The sequence below is a fragment of the uncultured Paraglaciecola sp. genome (assembly GCF_937123705.1).
Lineage (GTDB): Bacteria > Pseudomonadota > Gammaproteobacteria > Enterobacterales > Alteromonadaceae > Paraglaciecola.
Window position 1 is genome coordinate 79,021 of the sequence record NZ_CAKZKO010000139.1, and the last position, 20,776, is coordinate 99,796.

Annotated in this window: 17 protein-coding genes; 14 read left to right on the plus strand and 3 right to left on the minus strand. The window is 43.3% G+C overall.

The window, feature by feature from the left end; genetic code table 11:
- The first annotated feature begins 85 nt into the window (after positions 1–85).
- The 3 genes from rsmI to Q0688_RS18815 are packed head-to-tail and all read left to right on the plus strand — an operon-like array spanning position 86 to position 2,537.
- A complete protein-coding gene (gene rsmI / locus Q0688_RS18805) occupies positions 86–925 on the plus strand; it encodes a 16S rRNA (cytidine(1402)-2'-O)-methyltransferase (protein ID WP_299080746.1) in 840 nt (279 codons plus the stop codon).
- Entirely contained in the window at positions 922–1,908 is a 987-nt protein-coding gene (locus tag Q0688_RS18810) for an FAD:protein FMN transferase (RefSeq protein WP_299080749.1), read from the plus strand. Before rsmI ends, Q0688_RS18810 begins: the two co-directional genes overlap by 4 nt.
- On the plus strand, positions 1,905–2,537 hold the full coding sequence (locus Q0688_RS18815; protein ID WP_299080752.1) for a 2OG-Fe(II) oxygenase: 633 nt from the start codon (positions 1,905–1,907) through the stop codon (positions 2,535–2,537). Before Q0688_RS18810 ends, Q0688_RS18815 begins: the two co-directional genes overlap by 4 nt.
- 69 nt (positions 2,538–2,606) lie before the next feature.
- Here the strand turns inward: Q0688_RS18815 and Q0688_RS18820 are convergent, their stop codons facing one another.
- Both Q0688_RS18820 and pyk read right to left on the minus strand, forming a co-directional pair.
- On the minus strand, positions 2,607–3,782 hold the full coding sequence (locus Q0688_RS18820) for a saccharopine dehydrogenase NADP-binding domain-containing protein (RefSeq protein ID WP_299080755.1): 1,176 nt from the start codon (positions 3,780–3,782) through the stop codon (positions 2,607–2,609).
- A gap of 312 nt (positions 3,783–4,094) precedes the next feature.
- A complete protein-coding gene (gene pyk / locus Q0688_RS18825) occupies positions 4,095–5,528 on the minus strand; it encodes a pyruvate kinase (RefSeq protein WP_299080758.1) in 1,434 nt (477 codons plus the stop codon).
- Positions 5,529–6,117: 589 nt separating this feature from the next.
- Here pyk and Q0688_RS18830 point away from each other — a divergent pair.
- The gene (locus tag Q0688_RS18830) at positions 6,118–6,426 is read left to right on the plus strand and encodes a hypothetical protein (protein WP_299080761.1); all 309 of its coding nucleotides are present in this window, start codon (positions 6,118–6,120) and stop codon (positions 6,424–6,426) included.
- A 290-nt stretch (positions 6,427–6,716) separates the two neighbouring features.
- Here the strand turns inward: Q0688_RS18830 and Q0688_RS18835 are convergent, their stop codons facing one another.
- Entirely contained in the window at positions 6,717–7,568 is an 852-nt protein-coding gene (locus Q0688_RS18835) for a MurR/RpiR family transcriptional regulator (RefSeq protein WP_299080764.1), read from the minus strand.
- Between the two features lie 279 nt (positions 7,569–7,847).
- Here Q0688_RS18835 and zwf point away from each other — a divergent pair, with 279 nt between their 5' ends.
- The 10 genes from zwf to Q0688_RS18885 all read left to right on the plus strand — a co-directional run bounded on the left by zwf (position 7,848) and on the right by Q0688_RS18885 (position 20,748).
- Positions 7,848–9,338: a glucose-6-phosphate dehydrogenase gene (gene zwf / locus Q0688_RS18840; protein WP_299080767.1), complete on the plus strand. Its 1,491-nt coding sequence runs from the start codon at positions 7,848–7,850 to the stop codon at positions 9,336–9,338.
- On the plus strand, positions 9,338–10,030 hold the full coding sequence (pgl, locus tag Q0688_RS18845; RefSeq protein ID WP_299080770.1) for a 6-phosphogluconolactonase: 693 nt from the start codon (positions 9,338–9,340) through the stop codon (positions 10,028–10,030). Before zwf ends, pgl begins: the two co-directional genes overlap by 1 nt.
- A gap of 25 nt (positions 10,031–10,055) precedes the next feature.
- Complete coding sequence (gene edd, locus Q0688_RS18850) at positions 10,056–11,876, plus strand: phosphogluconate dehydratase (RefSeq protein ID WP_299080773.1); 1,821 nt, start codon at positions 10,056–10,058, stop codon at positions 11,874–11,876.
- Between the two features lie 4 nt (positions 11,877–11,880).
- Positions 11,881–12,831: a glucokinase gene (locus Q0688_RS18855; protein WP_299080776.1), complete on the plus strand. Its 951-nt coding sequence runs from the start codon at positions 11,881–11,883 to the stop codon at positions 12,829–12,831.
- Positions 12,832–12,836: 5 nt separating this feature from the next.
- The gene (locus tag Q0688_RS18860; protein ID WP_299080781.1) at positions 12,837–13,478 is read left to right on the plus strand and encodes a bifunctional 4-hydroxy-2-oxoglutarate aldolase/2-dehydro-3-deoxy-phosphogluconate aldolase; all 642 of its coding nucleotides are present in this window, start codon (positions 12,837–12,839) and stop codon (positions 13,476–13,478) included.
- A gap of 241 nt (positions 13,479–13,719) precedes the next feature.
- Positions 13,720–14,607 carry an SDR family oxidoreductase gene (locus Q0688_RS18865; RefSeq protein ID WP_299080784.1) on the plus strand — a complete coding sequence of 296 codons (888 nt, stop codon included), beginning with the start codon at positions 13,720–13,722 and terminating at the stop codon, positions 14,605–14,607.
- A 39-nt stretch (positions 14,608–14,646) separates the two neighbouring features.
- Positions 14,647–15,489 (plus strand): phytanoyl-CoA dioxygenase family protein, encoded by an 843-nt coding sequence (locus Q0688_RS18870; RefSeq protein WP_299080788.1) that lies wholly within the window; start codon positions 14,647–14,649, stop codon positions 15,487–15,489.
- 305 nt (positions 15,490–15,794) lie between these two features.
- Complete coding sequence (locus Q0688_RS18875; protein WP_299080791.1) at positions 15,795–16,832, plus strand: alpha/beta hydrolase; 1,038 nt, start codon at positions 15,795–15,797, stop codon at positions 16,830–16,832.
- A gap of 49 nt (positions 16,833–16,881) precedes the next feature.
- On the plus strand, positions 16,882–19,521 hold the full coding sequence (locus Q0688_RS18880; protein ID WP_299080794.1) for a TonB-dependent siderophore receptor: 2,640 nt from the start codon (positions 16,882–16,884) through the stop codon (positions 19,519–19,521).
- 69 nt (positions 19,522–19,590) lie between these two features.
- A complete protein-coding gene (locus tag Q0688_RS18885) occupies positions 19,591–20,748 on the plus strand; it encodes an iron-containing alcohol dehydrogenase (RefSeq protein ID WP_299080797.1) in 1,158 nt (385 codons plus the stop codon).
- The last annotated feature ends 28 nt before the right edge of the window (positions 20,749–20,776 follow it).

Genomic DNA, 20,776 nt, shown 5'->3' on the forward strand with positions numbered 1-20,776 from the left:
TATCTAATGCTTTGTGATTAGCTTTTGAGATAAAACCAATACTCTTGCTAATGCTACAAGGCCCTTTTTTCTTGGAGAGTCTTCATTGACTGAGTTAGGCACCTTATATATTGTCGCTACGCCCATTGGCAATTTGGAAGACATTTCCCACAGAGCTTTGCGTATTTTGGCCGAAGCCGACTTAATTGCCGCAGAAGATACACGCCATAGTCAGCGTTTGTTGCAACATTACTCGATTGCCACGAGATTAACCTCTTTGCATGATCATAATGAATCCCAACGAGCGAAACAGCTCATCGAAAAACTTAAATTGGGTGAGAATATCGCATTGATTTCTGATGCTGGAACACCTCTAATTAGCGACCCTGGCTATGGCTTGGTCACGCAGTGCAGAGATGCAGGGCTTGAGGTTGTGCCTATACCAGGGCCATGTGCAGCAATAACGGCTTTATGCGCGGCCGGTTTAGCAACAGACCAATTTAAATTTGCAGGTTTTTTACCCGTCAAAGCCGTGGCCAAGCAGCAAGCCTTGCAGCGTTTGCTCAACGAGTCTAGTACCAGCGTATTCTACGAGTCCCCACGCAGAGTGGCCGATACCGTCCGACAAATTGTTGCTGAATTAGGTGAAACTAGACAAATGGTAGTGGCTAAAGAGCTAACCAAAACCTTTGAAACATTTTACTCAGGTAGCGCTCAGTCGTGCTTAACTTGGCTTGAAGCCGATGCCAATCATCAAAGAGGTGAGTTTGTGTTAATGATTGCCGGTGTTGAGCAAGACCAAACCGAGGTCACAGAAGAGGCCCTTAATCTACTGAAATTATTAATCAAAGAATTACCCCTTAAAAAGGCCGCGGCGCTAACCGCCGAACAATATGGTCTTAAGAAAAATCACCTATATCAACTGGGTTTAGAACTAAAACCATGAATAAAAAAAGCCCCTTAGTCGCTACATTATTACTTGGATATTGGCTGTGTAGCAATGCGGCCAACGCTAAATGGGTAATGGCTGATAAGAGCATAATGGGCACCAACATTCATGTTGAAGTATGGAGTGATGCCCCGCAGCAAGCTGCAGACTCAGTACAAGCCGTTATGGATGAAATGCATCGTATCGACAAATTGATGAGTCCTTACATTCCTAGCAGTGAATTAAGTCAGCTCAATCGCCTTGCTGCAAGGTCTGCTACACCTGTATCTAAAGAATTATTTGAGTTAATTGCATTGTCGGTGGAATTAGCAAAAGAGACAGAGGGTGCATTTGATATCACTTTTGCCAGCATAGGCTATTTGTATGATTACCGAGAAAATCAAAAACCAGACCCAAGACAAGTTAAGCAGTTACTTGATGCTATCAATTATAGGCATATTCAATTTAATGCTACCGAGCAGAGTATTAGTTTTGCTCATCCCAATGTGAAAATAGACTTAGGCGGAATTGCAAAAGGACACGCCGTCGACAATGCCATAGAGATCCTTAAAAAGCGCGGGGTTAAACATGCTTTAGTAACCGCAGGTGGCGATACTAAATTACTAGGCAATAGATTAGATAAACCTTGGATGGTGGGTATTCGCGATCCACGGGATAAGTCCAAGCAAACGGTAGTATTGCCTTTGGCAGATACCGCTTTGTCGACATCGGGTGACTACGAAAGATACTTTGAACAAGACGGTAAGCGTTACCATCATATTCTCTCGCCGAAAACAGGCACTTCGACCAATGCAGTGCAAAGTGTGTCTATTGTGGGGCCTAGCAGTACCCTGAATGACGCACTGTCTACCGCAGTTTTTGTTTTAGGAGTACAAAAAGGAATAGATTTACTCAATCGCACCCCAGGCTACGATGGCATTATTATCGATAATCAACGTCAACTACACTATTCCAATGCTTTGATGGAGTCATTCAGGTGATAGAAAGCTTTCAGTTTGAAGAGCCGCTAGTAGATAAGGTCGCCGATGCCTTAGGGCAACAGGGCTTTATTCAATTGCAGCAGTTTTTACCCGACAAGCTAGCGCAGCAATTACAGATTGAAGCGAAAGATTTAGCGGCTATTGAGTTTACTGCCGCCGGTATTGGGCGCAATGAAAACTTACAACTAAATACCCAAATAAGAAGCGATACAAGCTTGTGGTTAAATGGCGAGTCAACGCCCCAGCAGGCTTATTTGGAGTGGATGGAAAAGTTGAGGGTGGGACTAAATAGACGGCTTTTTATGGGGCTGAGTGAATTTGAATGTCACTATTCCCACTATGCAAAAGGTGATTTTTATAAGCGTCATTTGGATGCTTTTAAAGGTTCGCCCCATAAAAATCGCAGTAACAGGGCTGTAAGTACGGTTTTTTATTTAAATTCAGATTGGCAGCAAGATGATGGGGGTGAGTTACTTTTGTATGCTGACAATCACCTATCTCCTTTGTTAATTGTGCCGCCTCTGTTTAACAGTTGCATGATTTTTCTTAGCGATACCTTTCCCCATGAAGTCCTTGCCAGCAACTGCGATCGCTACAGTATTGCCGGTTGGTATCGAGTGAATGGATAATTCCACAAAAGCAAAACAGCCAGCGAGAAACGCTGGCTTAACGATCTTTAATATACTCTAAAATAGAGTTTACTGTTGCGTAAAGGTTAATCCCGCATTTGTCACCAAACGCTTAATTAACTTATCACCCATAGCAGGAGCGGTAGTCCAAATACCGCCTTGGGTTTCTTGGGCGTCTTTTACCAAACAAATTGCCGCTTCGGAAATGATTTTTGAGGTGGAGCCATAGCCGGGATCGCGGTCGCCTGTTACGGCCACTTTAATGCTATTTCCTTGGGAGTCTGTCCCTATATAAAGCAAATCGTATAACCCTGCTTCGCGCTCCTCTTTACTTGGGCCTTCGCCAGGTTTAGGGCCGCCTTCGCCCCCCATACTTTTGTCATTGGCCATAGCGTTGGCGATGGCCTCACCTTTTTCGCCTGGGCCGGTGACAAACATTTCGTCATACACAAAATCTTCACCATATTGGCCATCGAGTAAAAAATTAGAACGCTGTACATTGCGGGTATTGATAGCAGCCATAACAAAAGGCGTGACCCAAGTACCTTGGTCTTCTTCGTAATAGGGTTTATTGCCAAAAGGCTGCTCCGCACCAACAAAGCCTGGGGTGAGGGAGAATGGGTTCATTAAGGCCTGCATTTTAACGGGATCTTGTTTGGCTGCTACTAAAGTCGCTTTAAAGCTGGCCGCGGTGCCGCCCGAAAAGGTACCTTTCATTTTTCTGACGCGGCATCTTACTCTTGGCATTGGATGACCAAACTTTTCTCTAGCGAGATTTTGCAAGTGATACACCCCTAAATCAGAAGGGATGGAGTCAAATCCACAAGAAAATACGATACGTGCGCCGCTGGCTTTAGCCGCTGCTTCGTGGGCGGGGATCATTTCGCTCATCCATACTGGCTCGCCACATAAATCCACATAATCCACCCCCGACTTAGCACACATGGCCACTAAATCTGAGCCATACAATTGATAAGGGCCGACTGTGGTTAACACCAGTTTAGTGCGATCTAACATAGCTTGGATAGAACTTAAATCTTCGGCATCGGCTACCACTAGTGGCGTGTCTGTAGGTGCGCCTATTTCATCTCGTACTTGGGCGAGTTTTGCAGCACTTCTACCAGCCATTGCCCATTTTATCGTGCTGTCATCTGCGTATTGCTTAACCAGGTACTCGGCGATAAGTCGGCCGGTAAAACCAGTAGCGCCATAGATCACTATATCAAATTCTTTATTTGTACTCATTTCATACTCCACATTGTTTTGGGTAGTGTAATGGCAATAACCGATGATCTTATACCGATCACCACAAGTAATCACCCACTCAAGATTCCCCAGCGGGTTTTAAAAGGGCTTACACTGCGTTGCATGGCTTCGAAAGAGAACAACTATTGATTCAGCCATGCGCCTTGTTTAAGCCTTTCTAAATTCTCGCTGAGAGGATAATTACTTATAGTGATTGGTTTTAGTTTATTTGAATAATAGCTAACTATTTTTGCAATTTATAAGACCCAAAAAAACGAGTCAATTTGACTCGTTTAGTGTGTAATGAATAAATTAAGCCGTCACAATCTTGCAGGCGTTAGTGCCACCTATTGTTTCCATCTCATCACCGTAGGTCATAATAAATTGGTCGCCTGACTGCAATATGCCTTTCTCTAGCAGAACGGCAACCACATCATTTTTGAGTTGACCGGGATCGCTGCCTCTGGAATCAAAAAACACCGGTTTTACACCGCGATAAAGTGCCATTTTATTTAGCGTGCTGTCGTGTCTCGACATAGCATAAATTGACAAAGAGGTGGTAATGCGAGACATCAGCAAGGGCGTACTGCCACTTTCGGTCAAAGCCACAATAGCTTTAATACTGCTTAAATGATTGGCCGAATAAACCGCGCTTAGCGCTATGGTTTCGCTTACCGAACTAAAGGACTCATCCATTCTATGTTTTGACATAGTAACACTAGGATGTGTTTCAGCCCCCACGCATACTCTGGCCATTGCCTCTACGGTTTCTACAGGGAAATCACCCGCAGCCGTCTCGGCTGATAACATCACGGCATCTGTACCATCGAGTACGGCATTAGCCACATCCATCACTTCTGCTCGCGTTGGCATAGGGCTGGTGATCATCGACTCCATCATTTGCGTGGCGGTGATCACCACTTTATTCAGTTGCCTTGAACGGGCGATGAGTTTTTTCTGGACCCCCACTAATTCGGCATCGCCAATTTCCACACCTAAATCGCCACGTGCCACCATTACCGCGTCTGATGCTTCGATTATGTCATCAATAGCTTCATCAGAAGCAACGGTTTCAGCCCGCTCCACTTTGGCACAGATCATCGCAAAACAACCGGCTTTTTCAGCCAGTTGCCTAGCATAACGCAGATCCTCGCCAGAGCGCGGGAACGACACAGCTAAATAGTCCACACCTATATTGGCGGCGGTGATAATATCTTCTTTATCTTTCGCGGTCAGTGCTTCGGCTGATAAGCCGCCACCTTGACGATTTATGCCTTTATTGTTCGACAACTTACCGGCAACGGTCACTTGGGTATGTACCTTATTGCCATCTACACTTGTCACTTTCAGTTGAATTCGCCCGTCATCAAGTAACAGTATGTCGCCATCGTTTACGTCTTGAGGAAGGGCTTTATAATCGATGCCAACGGCTTGTTGATTACCATCATCACGGCCCATATCGGCATCAAGGATAAAATGATCCCCAATCTTTAAGGTAATCGCGCCATCAACAAATTTAGCCACGCGAATTTTAGGGCCTTGCAAGTCGCCCAAAATAGCGACGTACTTGCCCAATTTTTGTGCTGTCATGCGCACTTTATCGGCGCGTTTAATATGATCTTCGGCACTACCGTGGGAAAAGTTCATGCGTACCACATTAGTACCAGCGGCAATAATCGCTTCAATCTGCTCTACAGTATCCGTAGACGGGCCTAAAGTGGCGAGTATTTTTGTTCGTCTTATCATAGTTTGGGTACCCTGTTGTAATGGCGCATTATTACCTATCTTCGCAGTTATAGTTCGCAAAGAACGGACTAAATTTAATCAATAAGACTTAGTCTCAATAGGGCGATAGTTCTTTTTGTTGTGCCTACAACTAATTAAATTAGTTATAAATTAACAAATCTGTAATTTTATTACGAAAATAGTAGTGCAAAACCGCTGTAAAGTGAAGCTATTCTCTCTAAAAACACTATATGGGATCGATTTAATTGAAATAATCTAGTTTAGATTTTCATTTGGACGGTTAAACGCTTGGCTTATTGCTAAGGGCCTTCCAGAGCTAAATGACACACATTAACCTTGACTAAATGCCCCCCCTTATTAGTACGATCCTAATAAAACGATTACCGATAATATCGCCAACGGCACCGCCCTCAACGGTTGGCTCGAGTTTGAAACCACCAGCAATGCCCCTAGTTTTGTTGATGCATTCAATATTAGTGGTGAGTTAAGTTGGAATGATGGTGTCGACCGACTCTTTAGCCTGACTGGTTGGAGTGGAGAAAGTAATAGTTCTTCAGGACTTATAACCCTTAGAATGGCGGGGAGTCCGTTGACCTTGGCAACGGGAGATTTGACTCATTTACTTTTTAACTTTGATATAGGCCAAAATCCATTTAATACCACCGACAGTTGGGATGATTTGCTGATTGAATCATCCTTAACCAGTGTCGGATTCACTATCAATGTTGGTAATTCAACAACTGGCATACCTAATGCCTCATCAATAACCCAATTTCAAATCAGCCGCCCTGACGCTAACGCGGTATCCGAACCCTGGAGCCTGAGTTTTTTGTTGGCCGGTGTGCTACTGTTGGGTTGGCGCAAAGCCAAGGGCAATAAAGCCCTTCAATTGGCTTAACTCGAGCAAATTTAAATGGGTCAATCTACATTGGCCCTTTTAAACTCCCAAACCATGGCTGCGGCCATGTTAGGAATAGCATGGTCATCTTGGCCGTGAAAAGGGGATAAAATTAAATCTGCGGGCGCGACTTGAAAACAGTTGGCCAGCACAGAAAGGGAGCGCCAGCCGGCTTTACCTTCTATTTCAATACGTTGTATGGTTCGAACACTGAGGCCAGATTGCTGCAGGCCAATTAGGTAATGGCCCGATAAGCCTTTGAGTTGACATAACTGGTTCGGCGTATGTTCTTAATCATTGGGTTTATCGAATCGTGAACCTCTTAAGGTATCTTTGACACGTTTAAGGTTTTCTCTAAATTTATTGCCTCTTCTAAGCGTGAAACCAGTGGCCAAAATATCGATGAGTATCAGTTGCGCGATCCTAGAAGCCATAGGCATGTACATATCCGTATCTTCTGGCACCTCTAGTGATAACACTAAATTACATTCTCTGGCGAGCGGGCTACTTTTAGACGTGATCCCCATTACTGTGGCGTCATTGCCCCGCGCAATTTGCGCTATTTCGACCAAACTTTTTGTTCTACCCGTATGGGAAATCAATACGACTACGTCGCCCTCACCAGAATTCATGCAGCTCATACGTTGCATGATAATGTCTTCAAAGTAGATGACAGGCACGTTAAATCTAAAAAACTTATTGAGCGCGTCGTGAGCCACTGACGCCGAAGCACCCAGTCCGAAAAAGGAAATTTTTTGCGCTTGAGTTAATAAGTCTACGGCACGATTAATGGTTGTCACATCAACAGATTGGCGCGCCACTTCAAGTGAGGCCATAGTAGATTCAAATATTTTGTGAGTATATTCCTCGGGACCATCGTTTTCTTCCACATGGCGATTGACATAAGGGGTGCCATTGGCAAGGCTTTGAGCTAGATGTAACTTGAAATCAGGGTAACCTTTAGTATCGAGCCTACGGCAAAAGCGATTAACAGTAGGCTCACTCACACCTGACATTTTCGCCAAAGTAGCGATACTACTGTGAATAGCCGTTTGTGGGTTCGCCAATATGACCTCGGCCACTTTGCGTTCAGACTTACTAAAGACTGTGTTGTGCTGGGTTATTTTTTCAAGAATATTCATACGAGCACCAAAAACTTCATTATAATACCTTCACTCAAAGACCAGCGTTTCCTTAGCTGGTTAACATCAGAGTACTATATTTGTAATTTTTTAACAGAAAATCTTGCGGATTACCGAAAATAGTCCTAGTACAAGCACTATCTGGACGACAAAACACCGCATTAAGTTGTAATATTACTACATTTAGTGTTAAGTTTAGATAATGTGTTGCTAATTGGATTATAACGACAATTCGTTATCATCAGTAATTTTATCAATCAAAAATAAGTAGGCACAAAAATGGTTTTGGAAAATTCATTTGAACCTTGTGATTTCGTGTTATTCGGCACAAAAGGCGATTTGGCAAGACGTAAACTTTTACCTTCTTTATATCAACTTGAAAAAGCTGAATTGATGCATGCTGATACCAAAGTGATCGGTATTGCCCGTCAAGATATCAGTCAAGATGAGTACATCACACTCGTCAAAGAAAATATCGAAAGATTTACTAGTGAAGCACTATGCCCAGATACTTGGAAGCGATTCGCAGCAAAATTAGACTATATAATGGTCGACATGAAAAACGCAAAGAGCTACGCAGCTTTTAAAGAACATGTGGATCCAGATCGTATGATGGTGTGCTACTTTGCAACACCTCCTTCGATTTTTGGCGATATATGTCGTGGTTTAAAGGCAGCCAATATCATCGACAAAAGCATGCGGGTGGTATTAGAAAAACCCATAGGCCATGACTTAGCCTCATCTAAAGTGATCAACGATCAAGTGGCTGAGTTTTTTGATGAAAGTCAGATTTACCGAATAGATCACTACTTAGGTAAAGAAACCGTTTTGAACCTAATTTCACTGCGCTTTGCCAATTCTATTTTTGCCACTAATTGGGATCATAACTGTATTGATCATGTGCAAATTAGTGTGGCTGAGTCTGTAGGCATTGAAGGTCGTTGGGGGTATTTCGACGAAGCGGGACAAATGCGTGACATGGTACAAAATCACCTATTGCAAATATTAACGCTGATTGCCATGGAGCCGCCCGCCAACTTAGATGCAGACAGTATACGTGATGAAAAACTCAAAGTGCTAAAGTCTTTGCGGCCAATTGATGCCACCAATGTTACTCAAAACACTGTACGTGGTCAGTATGTAAGTGGTTTTGTCAAAGGCCAAGAAGTGCCCGGATACTTAGAAGAATCTGATGCCAACACATCCAGTACGACTGAAACCTTTATTGCCCTAAAAGTTGAGTTAGACAACTGGCGCTGGGCGGGCGTGCCATTCTATTTGCGTACCGGCAAGCGCTTACCCAACAAAACCAGTGAAGTAGTGATCTACTTTAAACGCCAACCCCACAACTTGTTTAAAGACAGCTTTCCACAGTTGCCTCCTAACAAGCTCACCATTCGTCTGCAACCAGACGAAGGAGTTGAAGTAACGGTTATGAATAAAGTACCAGGACTTACTGGGAAAAGTTCAATGGACTTACAAAAGTCGAAGTTGAACTTAAGTTTTTCAGAAACCTTTAAAGATGAACGTATCGCCGACGCTTATGAAAAATTGTTGTTGGAAGTAATGTTAGGTAACCAATCATTGTTTGTTCGCCGCGATGAAGTAGAAGCGGCATGGAAATGGGTAGATGGCATCCTAGCTGCTTGGAAAAACACTAACGAGCCACCCGAGCCCTATCAGGCAGGCACATGGGGGCCGGTAGCATCCATCGCCCTACTCGCTCGGGAAGACAGAGCTTGGTATGAAAGCCGTATGGGGAAAAAATAATGGCGTTATCACAATCTAAATTTAGAACAACTGAACATCTCAATGCTGCATTTGCCCGCAAAATCACTAAATTGCTGCGAGATAGCATTGAAGAAAATGGCCGCGCAAGTTTAGTAGTGTCGGGCGGCCGTACACCTGCAGATCTATTCAATGCCCTTTCAAAATCCAATCTTGAGTGGAATAAAGTCGATATAAGTTTGGCAGATGAACGTTGGGTAGATAACAGTGATGATGCTTCAAACGAAAAAATGCTGCGTAGTAAGTTACTCATCAATAACGCCGCAAACGCACATTTTGTGCCTTTGAAAACCCACCACGACAATGCCGAAGATGCGGTACTAAGTTGTACTGAAAATCTACAAAAAATGTCTAGGCCCTTTGATGTGCTTATTTTAGGCATGGGTGAAGATGGCCATACGGCGTCATTATTTCCATGCTCCGAACAAATTGCCCAAGGTTTAGACCTAGATTCGGGCGACGCATATATTGCGGTTCAACCGACAACTGCACCAAACCAGCGTATGTCATTGACCTTGCCAGCCATTCTTAACAGCAATCAAATATTTTTGCACCTTACCGGTGAAAGTAAAAAACAAGTGTTAGACACGGTTTTAGCAGATGACGATGCTTTAGTGATGCCCATTCGCGCTGTTATCAACAATGCTGATGTAGAGCTTTTATGGGCTCCCTGATTTAATTTACCGATAGGAACGATCCATGAACCCAGTTATCCAAGAAGTCACAGACCGAATTATTGAACGTAGTCTGAATTCGCGAAAAAGCTATTTAGAAAAAATTGAAAGTTCGCGTCTACAAGGACCACATCGCGGTGTGTTGTCATGCGGTAACTTAGCCCATGGATTTGCCGCTTGTGGCAAAGACGATAAATCTGACTTGCGCAGTATGACTAAAGCCAATGTGGCTATAGTGTCGTCATACAACGATATGCTGTCAGCTCATCAACCCTACGAGGCGTATCCAGCGCAAATAAAACAAGCCATTAATGCTGTGGGCAGTGTAGCTCAATTTGCAGGCGGCGTACCGGCTATGTGTGACGGTGTGACTCAGGGTACGCCAGGTATGGATTTAAGTTTAATGAGCCGCGATGTGATTGCCATGTCAACCGCTGTTGCCCTTTCCCACAATATGTTTGATGGGACTGTGATGTTAGGTATATGCGATAAAATCGTTCCCGGCTTGTTAATCGGTGCCCTTAGCTTTGGGCATTTACCCACGGTATTTGTGCCTGCCGGCCCTATGCCTTCTGGCATTCCCAATAAAGAAAAAGCCCGGGTGCGCCAAGCCTACGCCGAAGGTAAAGCCACCCGTGAACAGTTACTAGACGCAGAATCTGATTCCTATCATGCAGCGGGCACTTGTACTTTTTATGGCACCGCAAACAGTAATCAATTGGTTGTGGAAATCATGGGATTACATTTACCGGGTTCATCTTTTGTCAATCCTGGTACACCTCTGCGTGATGCACTTACTGCCGCAGCGGCTCGTCAAGCAACTCGTATTACAGATTTAGGTGATGAATATCGCCCAATTGGACATATTATTGACGCCAAGGCCATAGTAAATGGGTTAGTCGGCTTGCTTGCAACCGGTGGTTCAACAAACCACACCATGCACTTAGTCGCTGTAGCAAAAGCGGCTGGTTTTATCATCAACTGGGATGACTTTGCGGATATTTCCAAAGCCGTGCCTTTGTTAACCCGTATTTATCCCAATGGTTCTGCGGATATCAATCATTTTACCGCGGCGGGCGGGATGGCGCTGTTGATACGAGAGTTGCTTGAAAATGGCCTATTGCACAATGATGTCAACACCATTTGTGGCAAAGGTCTCGATGCCTACACCAAAGAGCCTGTACTTGAAAATGGCGAACTAGTTTGGCGCGATGGCCCAGCAGTTTCATTGGACAAACAAGTAATAGCCACAGTTAACGATCCCTTCAAAGCCGATGGTGGACTATCTGTTTTAAGCGGTAACCTAGGGCGAGCAGTAATGAAGACCTCTGCACTGCGTAACCCACATTGCAAAATCACTGCCCCAGCAGTGGTATTTGAAGACCAATTTGAACTTCACGCAGCATTTAAAGCCGGTGAGCTTAATAAAGATTGTGTGGTGGTAGTGCGCTTTCAAGGCCCATCAGCGATTGGCATGCCAGAGCTTCACAGTTTGACGCCCCCGCTGGCAGTATTGCAAGACCGCGGCTTTAAAGTTGCACTGGTTACAGATGGCCGTATGTCTGGCGCCTCAGGCAAAGTGCCTGCGGCCATTCATGTCACCCCAGAAGCAATCAAAGGCGGCATGCTGGCTAAAGTGCAAAGCGGCGATATGCTTGAACTCGACACTCAAACCGGTGCCATGGATATTTTAGTAACGGCTGATGAGCTTGCTAAGCGTGAAGCCAAAGTAACAGACGTGGCCAAACATCAAATTGGCATGGGACGTGAAATGTTTGCCGGATTGCGCACCACTTTAACGGGTGCAGAGCAAGGAGCATGCTCACTGTTTCTAGGTCAGGACTAATAATATGACTCGGTTTGTGGCTGATGTTGGCGGTACCAATATTCGTTTGGCACAAATCGAAAGTGGTTCACTACGCCATATCAAAAAATATAGGTGCAGCGACTTTAAAACCATAGGCGCTGTTATTGCAGTTTATTTTGCTGAGTTTCCAGGAGTGAAATTTACAGCGGGGTGTTTAGGGGTTGCTTGCCCTGTTAGTGGTGATGTTATTTCAATGACTAACAATCATTGGCAGTTTTCTGTTTCGCAATTACAAGACGAACTGGGTTTGAAATGGTTAGGGGTGATCAATGACTTTACCGCAGTTGCCCACGCAGTAACGGTATTGAGTAGTCAACAAAAAGTCCAAATTGGTCAAGGTCAAGCCGCAGAACTTGAGAACATAGCCGTGTTTGGTCCCGGTACTGGTTTAGGAGTTAAACATCTAACTCACACCGCAAATGGCTGGTTAGCACTAGATGGTGAAGGTGGACACGTCGATTTTGCACCTGTGGATGAAATAGATCTTACAATTTGGCAGTTTCTAACGAATAAATTGGGTCATGCATCGGCTGAAGAAGTGTTGTCGGGTCGTGGATTAATACACATTTATCAGGCGATAGCTAAACACCAAGGACTTACCGCACCTTTAAAAGATCCCGCCCATATTACTGAACAAGCACTCGACGGAAGCTGCGCATTATGCGAGGCGACCTTGACACAGTTTTGCAAAATTTTGGGGAGCTTTGCTGGCAACCTTGCCCTTAATTTGGGAACACGTGCAGGGGTGTATATTGGGGGTGGTATTGCCCCTCGTTTCATCAATTTTATTAAACAAAGTGATTTTCGGACACGTTTTGAAGCCAAAGGTCGATTTCGTGACTATGTAGCTGGCATCCCGACTTTCATTATCAGCGAGCCTGACCATGGTTTGATTGGTTCTATGGCTTATTTAAATCAAATCTATAAAGGTTAACCACAATGACAAAAAATTGGAAAATGACATCACAAGAAATCTTCAGTCAAGGGCCTGTTGTGCCAGTATTGGTTATTAAAGATGTTGAACATGCGGTGCCTTTAGCAAAAGCACTGATTGCCGGTGGTATCAAGGTATTAGAGGTGACGTTACGTACAGAAGCAGCCTTAGAGGTAATCACTAGAATTGCAACAGAAGTACCAGAAGCCATTATTGGTGCCGGAACAGTGACCAATCGCAGCCAGTTACAACAAGTGATTGAAGCTGGCGCCAAGTTCGCAATTAGCCCAGGGTTAACCACTGACTTACTTAAGGCAGGAAACGAGGGCAGCATTGCCCTGATCCCTGGTATTTCATCTATCTCTGAGTTAATGACAGCCGCAGATCATGGCTACACCCACTTGAAATTTTTCCCAGCCGAAGCGTCAGGAGGCGTCACTGCACTTAAAGCAATAGGTGGTCCTTTCCCCGATATAAAGTTTTGCCCAACTGGGGGGATCAGCCCAAAAAACTATAACGATTATTTGGCTCTGCCAAACGTGTGTTGTGCCGGCGGTTCTTGGTTAGCGCCAGAAGAAGCTATGATAAACGGTGAATGGGATAAAATTACTGAACTTGCCAATCAAGCTGTGGCTGGCGTTAGATAGTTTTCTCGGAATACTCTCTGTAGTTACGCTGTTACAATAGTTGATACGCGGCTCTTTTTCATTCGCAAGAGGAGCCCCTATTTCTTTCAATATACCTATTTCTTATTTACCCCAAACTCGGGATAATTATTCATTCTATTAAGTATTGCCAATTAGCCAAATAAAGTATTTTTAAGCTCCTACGCCCTCTAATATTTAAATAACTGTATAAACAAAACGATTAATTTTCGAGGAATCTATCATGTCGAATCAATTTGCGGGCAAAACTGCTGTTATTTCCGGTGGCGCTGGGGGCATTGGTTTTGCTCTGGCTGAGGAGTTTGGTCAACTAGGAATGAACATTGTCATCGCTGACATCGACCAAACACAGCTAGCGCAAGCACAGCAAAAATTACAAGACGCCAATATTTCCGTACTGGCTTGCCCGCTTGACGTAACTCAAGTTGAGCAGTGGCAAGACACAGTGACCGCAGCCGAAGCCAAATTTGGCAATATTCATATGTTAGTGAACAATGCTGGCGTAGGCGGCATTCCTGGCACCATAAACGACACTAAGCTCGAAACATGGCAATGGGTGATGGATGTCAACGTAATGGGAGTTGTTAATGGCACACAAACTGTTGGCCCTAGCATAAAACGACATGGACAAGGCGGCTGGATAATTAACGTAGCATCTATGGCGGGCATGATGGGGATCGCCCATTCTGGTGCTTATGCTGCGTCAAAAGCTGCAGTAGTGTCTATGTCAGAAAGCTGGGCCGCTGAATTAAAGCCCCACAATATAGCTGTGTCGGCATTGTGTCCTGCCTTTGTAAAAACCCGTATTCATGAGTCTTTACGAAACCTGCAACCGGCATATCAAAGCATAAAGGAACAGGGTGACAAATCGATGAGTACAGATGGCGGTGCTAACCATGCCAAGGCGCTTGTGGAGTCAGGCATTCCCACCTCGGTATTGGCGAAACGCGTAGTGGAAGCCTTGCAGTCTGGGCAAACCTATATTTTTACCCATCCCAATTTTAGAGCGCCAGTAGGTTATCGTGGGGTTCTTTTAGATAACGCCTTTGCCGATGCTGAAAATAGCCCTGTAGTAGGACATTTAAAAGATGACGAAATTGTGATGTTATAAAAATCAGATAGTAACGGTTAAGGGCAAGAGGCTACTAAAATGAGTAAAATCGAAGGTAATATTGTGGGTTATTCAGACCGGGAGTTGGCGAAAACCCATAAACAACTTCAGCCTGCTACCGATCGCCAATCGGTATTAATAAGGCAAGATTTTGAGACATTAACGACTCAAGGTTACGTCATTATTGAAGATCTGCTTACTCCAGAACAATGCGACGAAATTAAGAATAGTTGCTTGCCCTTAATGTCCCACACCGGTAGAAACAATTTTGAAGGTGAAAAAACCCAGCGTTTATACAATGTCTTGGCAAAAACCCGCTGTATCGATAATTTAGCGGACCATCCTAGAATTTTGGGCTTGATGGATTTACTGTTTAAGCCTAATTTTTTATTAAGCCAAAGTCAGGTCATTAATATTCTACCTGGTGAAAAACAACAAGCTCTGCACTTTGATGATGGATTCTATCAAATACCTCGGCCCAGACCACCATTAGGTGCAGCCAGCATTTGGGCAATTGACGATTTCACCAAAGAAAACGGTGCAACCCATGTGGTACCACAAAGTCAAAACTGGGATGGTCAGCAGCGCCCTACTGACCATCAGAGCATTCAAGCCGTTATGCCAGCAGGATCTGTTATATTTTTTCTTGGCACAACATGGCATGGCGGGGGTGCTAACCAAACTCAAAGCTCAAGATTGGCCGTTACCCATCAATATTGTGAAGCATTTTTGCGGCAGCAAGAGAACTTCTTGTTGGAATTAAATAAGGAAACAGTGAAATCACTGTCTCCAGAGCTTCGTGCTTTAGTGGGTTATTCGATTCATCCACCTTTTATGGGCATGGTGAATGGTCAACATCCTCTTAGAACTCTCGACGAATAAGCATTAACCCAAGCTCAGGTTAATCGGGCAACTGTTGTTGCGAATAGCGCAACATATTGATATTGCCTCCCATCAGTTGTTTGAATGATTTTTCACTCCAACATAAATCTAAAAATGATCAATTTTTATCATTGAGATATCCATGCATCTATAACCAAACCACTGTTAAATATAGCTTTTATCTTGTGTTGACTAAATATCGACACGCTGTTGCCTATATGTTGCTTGAGTGCACATTTTCAAAGTTGTAAAAATTACCACCTCCTAAACATGCAGAATATTAACAATAAATTAATAGTGGCGTAATGATGTTGTCAAAAAAAGCAATTGAAAATAGCAAGAAGACGCAAGATGAAAAAGTTCTGAGACATCAAACCAGTGTTGGTGAAAACGTCTTAAGGACCGCCAGCGCGTCTAGTTCAGGCCTTGGTGATGGCGCAGAAGAAGTGCTCAGTTATATTCACTCTTTACCGCCAGCCTATAACTTTGAGCCGGCGTTTGTTAGAGAATATAGAAAAAACCCGTTTGAACATGACGATGTTACGCAGATAATGAAACAAGACATAACGATCCCATGTGAACCACTTGCGTTAGCAGCCAGAATTTATAGACCAGTCACTGAGCAAACTAAGTTGCACCCTGCGCTAATTTATTTCCATGGCGGCGGTTTTGTTTTAGGAAGCATTGAAAGTTACGACAAATTGCTCGCACAGTTATGTTTCCAGTCCAATGTAGTGATTATTTCTGTGGCTTATCGATTGGCTCCAGAAACCGTATTTCCCGGCGCAGTTGAAGATGTTCAGCAAGCGACTGATTGGATCGCAAAAAACGCAAAATCACTGCAGTTAGACGCAACTCGTCTCGCAATAGGCGGGGATAGTGCAGGAGCAAACCTTGCAACGGTTTATTGTTTATCCAACAAAAATAGAACAGATTTCAAAGCCAATTTTCAATTACTCATTTATCCCAGCATTGCTGGAAATGAAACGACGCCTAGCCGTAAGGAGTTTTCTGAAAACTTACTGTTAACCAAAGAACTTCTGAAATGGTTTCATCAACATTACATCAGCAAAGAACAAGAAAACGATCCCCGTTTTAACGTGTTAAATGCAGAGGATTATCGCTTCCTACCACCCACGTTTGTCATTACGGCTGGATTTGATCCACTGCGTGACGAAGGACAAATGTATGTCAATAAACTGATCGAAAGCAGTGTAACCGTTAAGCATGCCTGTTACAGCGATATGTTTCACGGCTTTATCAATTATGGCGTATTACAACAAGCAAAAGACGCGGTAGCTGAGTGTGCTTTAGCACTCAAAATCGCGATGAATATTAAGTAAACAACACAAAATTGAAATTAAAACTATAACAACTCTATTGGGCCACATTATGAAATTAATGACATTATTAACATCAAGAAAGTTACTCGCCATTTCAATCTCGACGGCGCTCACATTGCCTGCTATTGCTCAAGAAGCAAATAGCACAGGTGAACAATTTGAACAAATCCAAGTGACAGGTTCCTATATTAAACGAACTTCTGTCGATGCTGCCGAACCGGTTCAAGTACTCGACTACAATTATATTCAATCTACAGGTGCCACAACCGTAGCCGAATTAATTGGCATGTTAGCCATATCTTCAGGGGCTGAAAACCAAGCCGATTCTTTTTCACAAGCTTCTACACAAGGTACTGGTAATGTGAATTTGCGGGGTTTAGGCTTAAGTTCGACATTGGTGTTAATCAACGGTCGTCGTCAAACAATTTCAGGTGCACTGACCAATGATGGCAGTGTGTTTGTTGATACCAGTCATATCCCTATTGATGCGATTGAACAAATAGAAGTATTAAAAGAAGGTGCTGCTTCTACCTACGGTTCAGATGCCATTGCAGGTGTGGTCAACTTTATATTACGTAAAGATTTTGAAGGTTTAGAAGTTAGTGCGGCTATAAGCAAAGCTGCTGATAGCAGTCAAAAAGATACGGATATAGGCTTTTTGTGGGGAGCTGAATTTGACAATACTTCTATTGTTGTGTCAGGTCACTACTTAGACAGAACACCTTTAACTATTGCTGATAGGCCAGAGTTAGGTGATATTGCATTTAGTTCTTTAGGTAATTCTTTCCTACTTTTGGGTAATGCTGAGGTAGCCGACGGTGCATATGCAGGCAGTTATGGGGCTAATCAAACTGTACCCGATCCAACCTGCTTGGATGATAGTTTAGGTATGCTAGTACCCCAAGCATACGGTTCTCGTTGTGGTTTTAACTTTGGGCCTCTTTATAATTTAGTGAATACCGAAACCCGTACTCAATTGTATTCTAATCTTAGCCATGGCTTTGATAATGGTAACGAGCTTTTTTTAGATGTGAGCTGGAGCTCGAATGAAGTAAAAGATAACCCTCAATCACCCAGTTATCCAGACTTAACCTTTCCATACATTGGTCCAGGCGCAGGTAATCCCTTTGGTGTTGGAGTGATTTGGTTAGGAAGACCATTAGGGGCAAACTATGATCCAGCATTAGCACCTCGTGAAAATGACACTTTCCGTACATCACTGAACTTAATCGGTAATTTTGATAACGATTGGGGTTGGGATACCGCATTAACTTATAGTAAAAACAGCTATAAGCAATATCAAGAAGACCAATTGAAATCAAGGTTACTTGCTGCGTTTGCTGGTGTTGGCGGCCCTAATAACAATGAGCTTTTTAATCCTTTTGACCGCTCTAGTTTGAGTCAGTCTGTTATTGATGACTTTACTCATGTAACAGAATCAGAAAAAACCACTGATTTGTTAGTACTTGATGCAGTTGTCAGCGGTGATTTATATGAATTACCCGCAGGCACTATTGGTTTTGCTGCTGGTATTCAAGCCAGAAACGAAAGTTTTAAAGTAGATACCGATGATGTGTTTGAAATCAAATTTGATTCCGATGGCAACCCTATCCCTGTTGATTTGATCTTTTTACAGGGTTTGTCACACGTTGATGCAGATAGAAGTTCGTTTGCGCTGTTTGCTGAAAGTGTTATTCCTGTTTCTGAAAACATTGAGGTTAAAGCAGCCTTACGTTATGAAAAGTTAGAGAATGATTCAAGCGTCGACCCAAAAATAGCGGTTCGCTGGCAACTATCTGACCAATGGATATTCCGTGCATCGGCAAGTACTGCCTTTAGAGAAGCATCCTTATCCCAGAAAAGCGCCTCTTCGGCCGTTATTACTAGCATCACCGATTACAACCTTGACGGTACAGCAAAGTCTAGTGCCTTTGTTGGCGTCATTGCTACGGGTAACGAGAGTCTGAAACCAGAAGAATCTGAAAACTACAATATAGGTTTTATTTTTAAACCAAGTGATAATTTGGATTTCAAATTAGATTTCTGGCGGGTTGATTATACTGACATGATCACCGTCGAAAATGCTCAAGGCAAACTAATAGATGATCCAAATGGTATAGACATTATTCGCTCTGATGCTGGTTTTTTATCTTCAGTTAAGGTTAATTACTTCAATTCATCTTCAGTCAGTGTCGACGGCATTGATTTTGAATCTACGTGGACTTTATCAGAACAATTTAACCTTACCTTAAACGCATCACATTTTAATTCATACGAGTTAACTCTAGCAAACGGCGAAGTGATTGAAGCGGCAGGCTCATTTAATATCAATAACTTTGCCCGCTCAATGCCTGAAACGAAAGGTTCATTGAACTTTAATTGGATAGGTGAAAGCCAAAGAGCATCGGTTAATGTTAACTATGTTTCAAGCTATGAAACAGGTGTCAATGTGTCGGCTTTACCCAATGAAAGTTCAACAATAGACGCTTTTACCACAGTAGATGCACAATACTCAGCTAACTTCCGTATAACACAAGACAGTGACGCAGTATTAACCTTAGGTGTTAAAAACCTACTGAATGAAATGCCACCACGTGCTTACATTGCTGAAGGCAGCTTAAGTTATGATCCAAAACAACATAACCCCTTAGGACGTGTTGCTTACGCTAAAGTAAAACTCGCATTCTAGAATCGGATCTATGCTTTTAGAAATCAAAGAGGGGGAACTTCCCCCTCTTTCCAACAATAAGATAAAACTATGTCATTTGTTTTTAATACAACTAAATCAATTATAAACGCCCCTAACTCCTCAGCGGAGTTAGGCCAATATTGTCAAAACCTCAATATTAAAAACGTATTATTGGTGACCGATCCCGGCATTGTAAAATTAGGTTTGCATCAGAGACTTATCGCTAATTTAGAGGATCATCCCATTGACATTGTGCTCTTTAGCCAAGTTGAGGTTGACCCTCCTATAGCTATTATTGAAAAAGCCATAATGTTTGCTAAACAGAATGGTATTGATGGGGTGATAGGTTTAGGTGGCGGCAGTTCTCTTGATACCGCCAAATTAATCGCGGCATTAACTTACTCCGAGCAATCGGTAAATGATGTATTTGGCATCGACAAACTCTTACATTCAAGATTACCCCTGATTCAAATCCCCACGACTGCAGGTACGGGGTCTGAAGTCACGCCGATTTCTATTGTCACCACCGGTGAGTCAATAAAAATGGGCATTGTTTCACCTGTGTTATTGCCCGATATTGCCTTACTAGATGCAACCTTGACCTTAAACTTACCTGCACATATAACTGCGGCTACTGGTATCGATGCCATGGTACATGCCATTGAAGCCTATACCAGTCGAATCAAGAAAAACATTTACTCCGATATGCTGGCAATCCAGGCATTAAAATTAATGTCTAACAGTATTCAAACGGCTGTGCATCAAGGCCAGGATTTAGACGCACGATCTAATATGATGTTAGGGGCGACTTTGGCAGGTCAAGCCTTTGCTAATGCTCCAGTAGCAGGGGTACACGCTCTCGCTTATCCATTGGGTGGGCAATATCATATTCCTCACGGACTGAGCAACTCATTAGTTTTACCCCACGTATTGAGATTCAATATCCCCGCGGCGGCAAGCCTGTACGCAGAGTTAGCAGACATAATCATTCCCGAAACATGTTCTCACTTGGATTTGGATGAAACAAAAGCCGAAGCATTCGTTCAATACCTAGAGTACTTGATTGATGACTTGGGGCTTCCTAACACGTTAGCCAGTGTTGATATTAAAGAAAGCGGTTTAGTCGCTCTAGCTAAAGATGCATTAAAACAACAACGTTTGTTGATAAATAACCCTAGACCTATGGATGAAGCAGATATTTTAGCCATTTATCAGGCTGCGTATTAACACCTTCCTTTTTTGATGAGAGACGTAA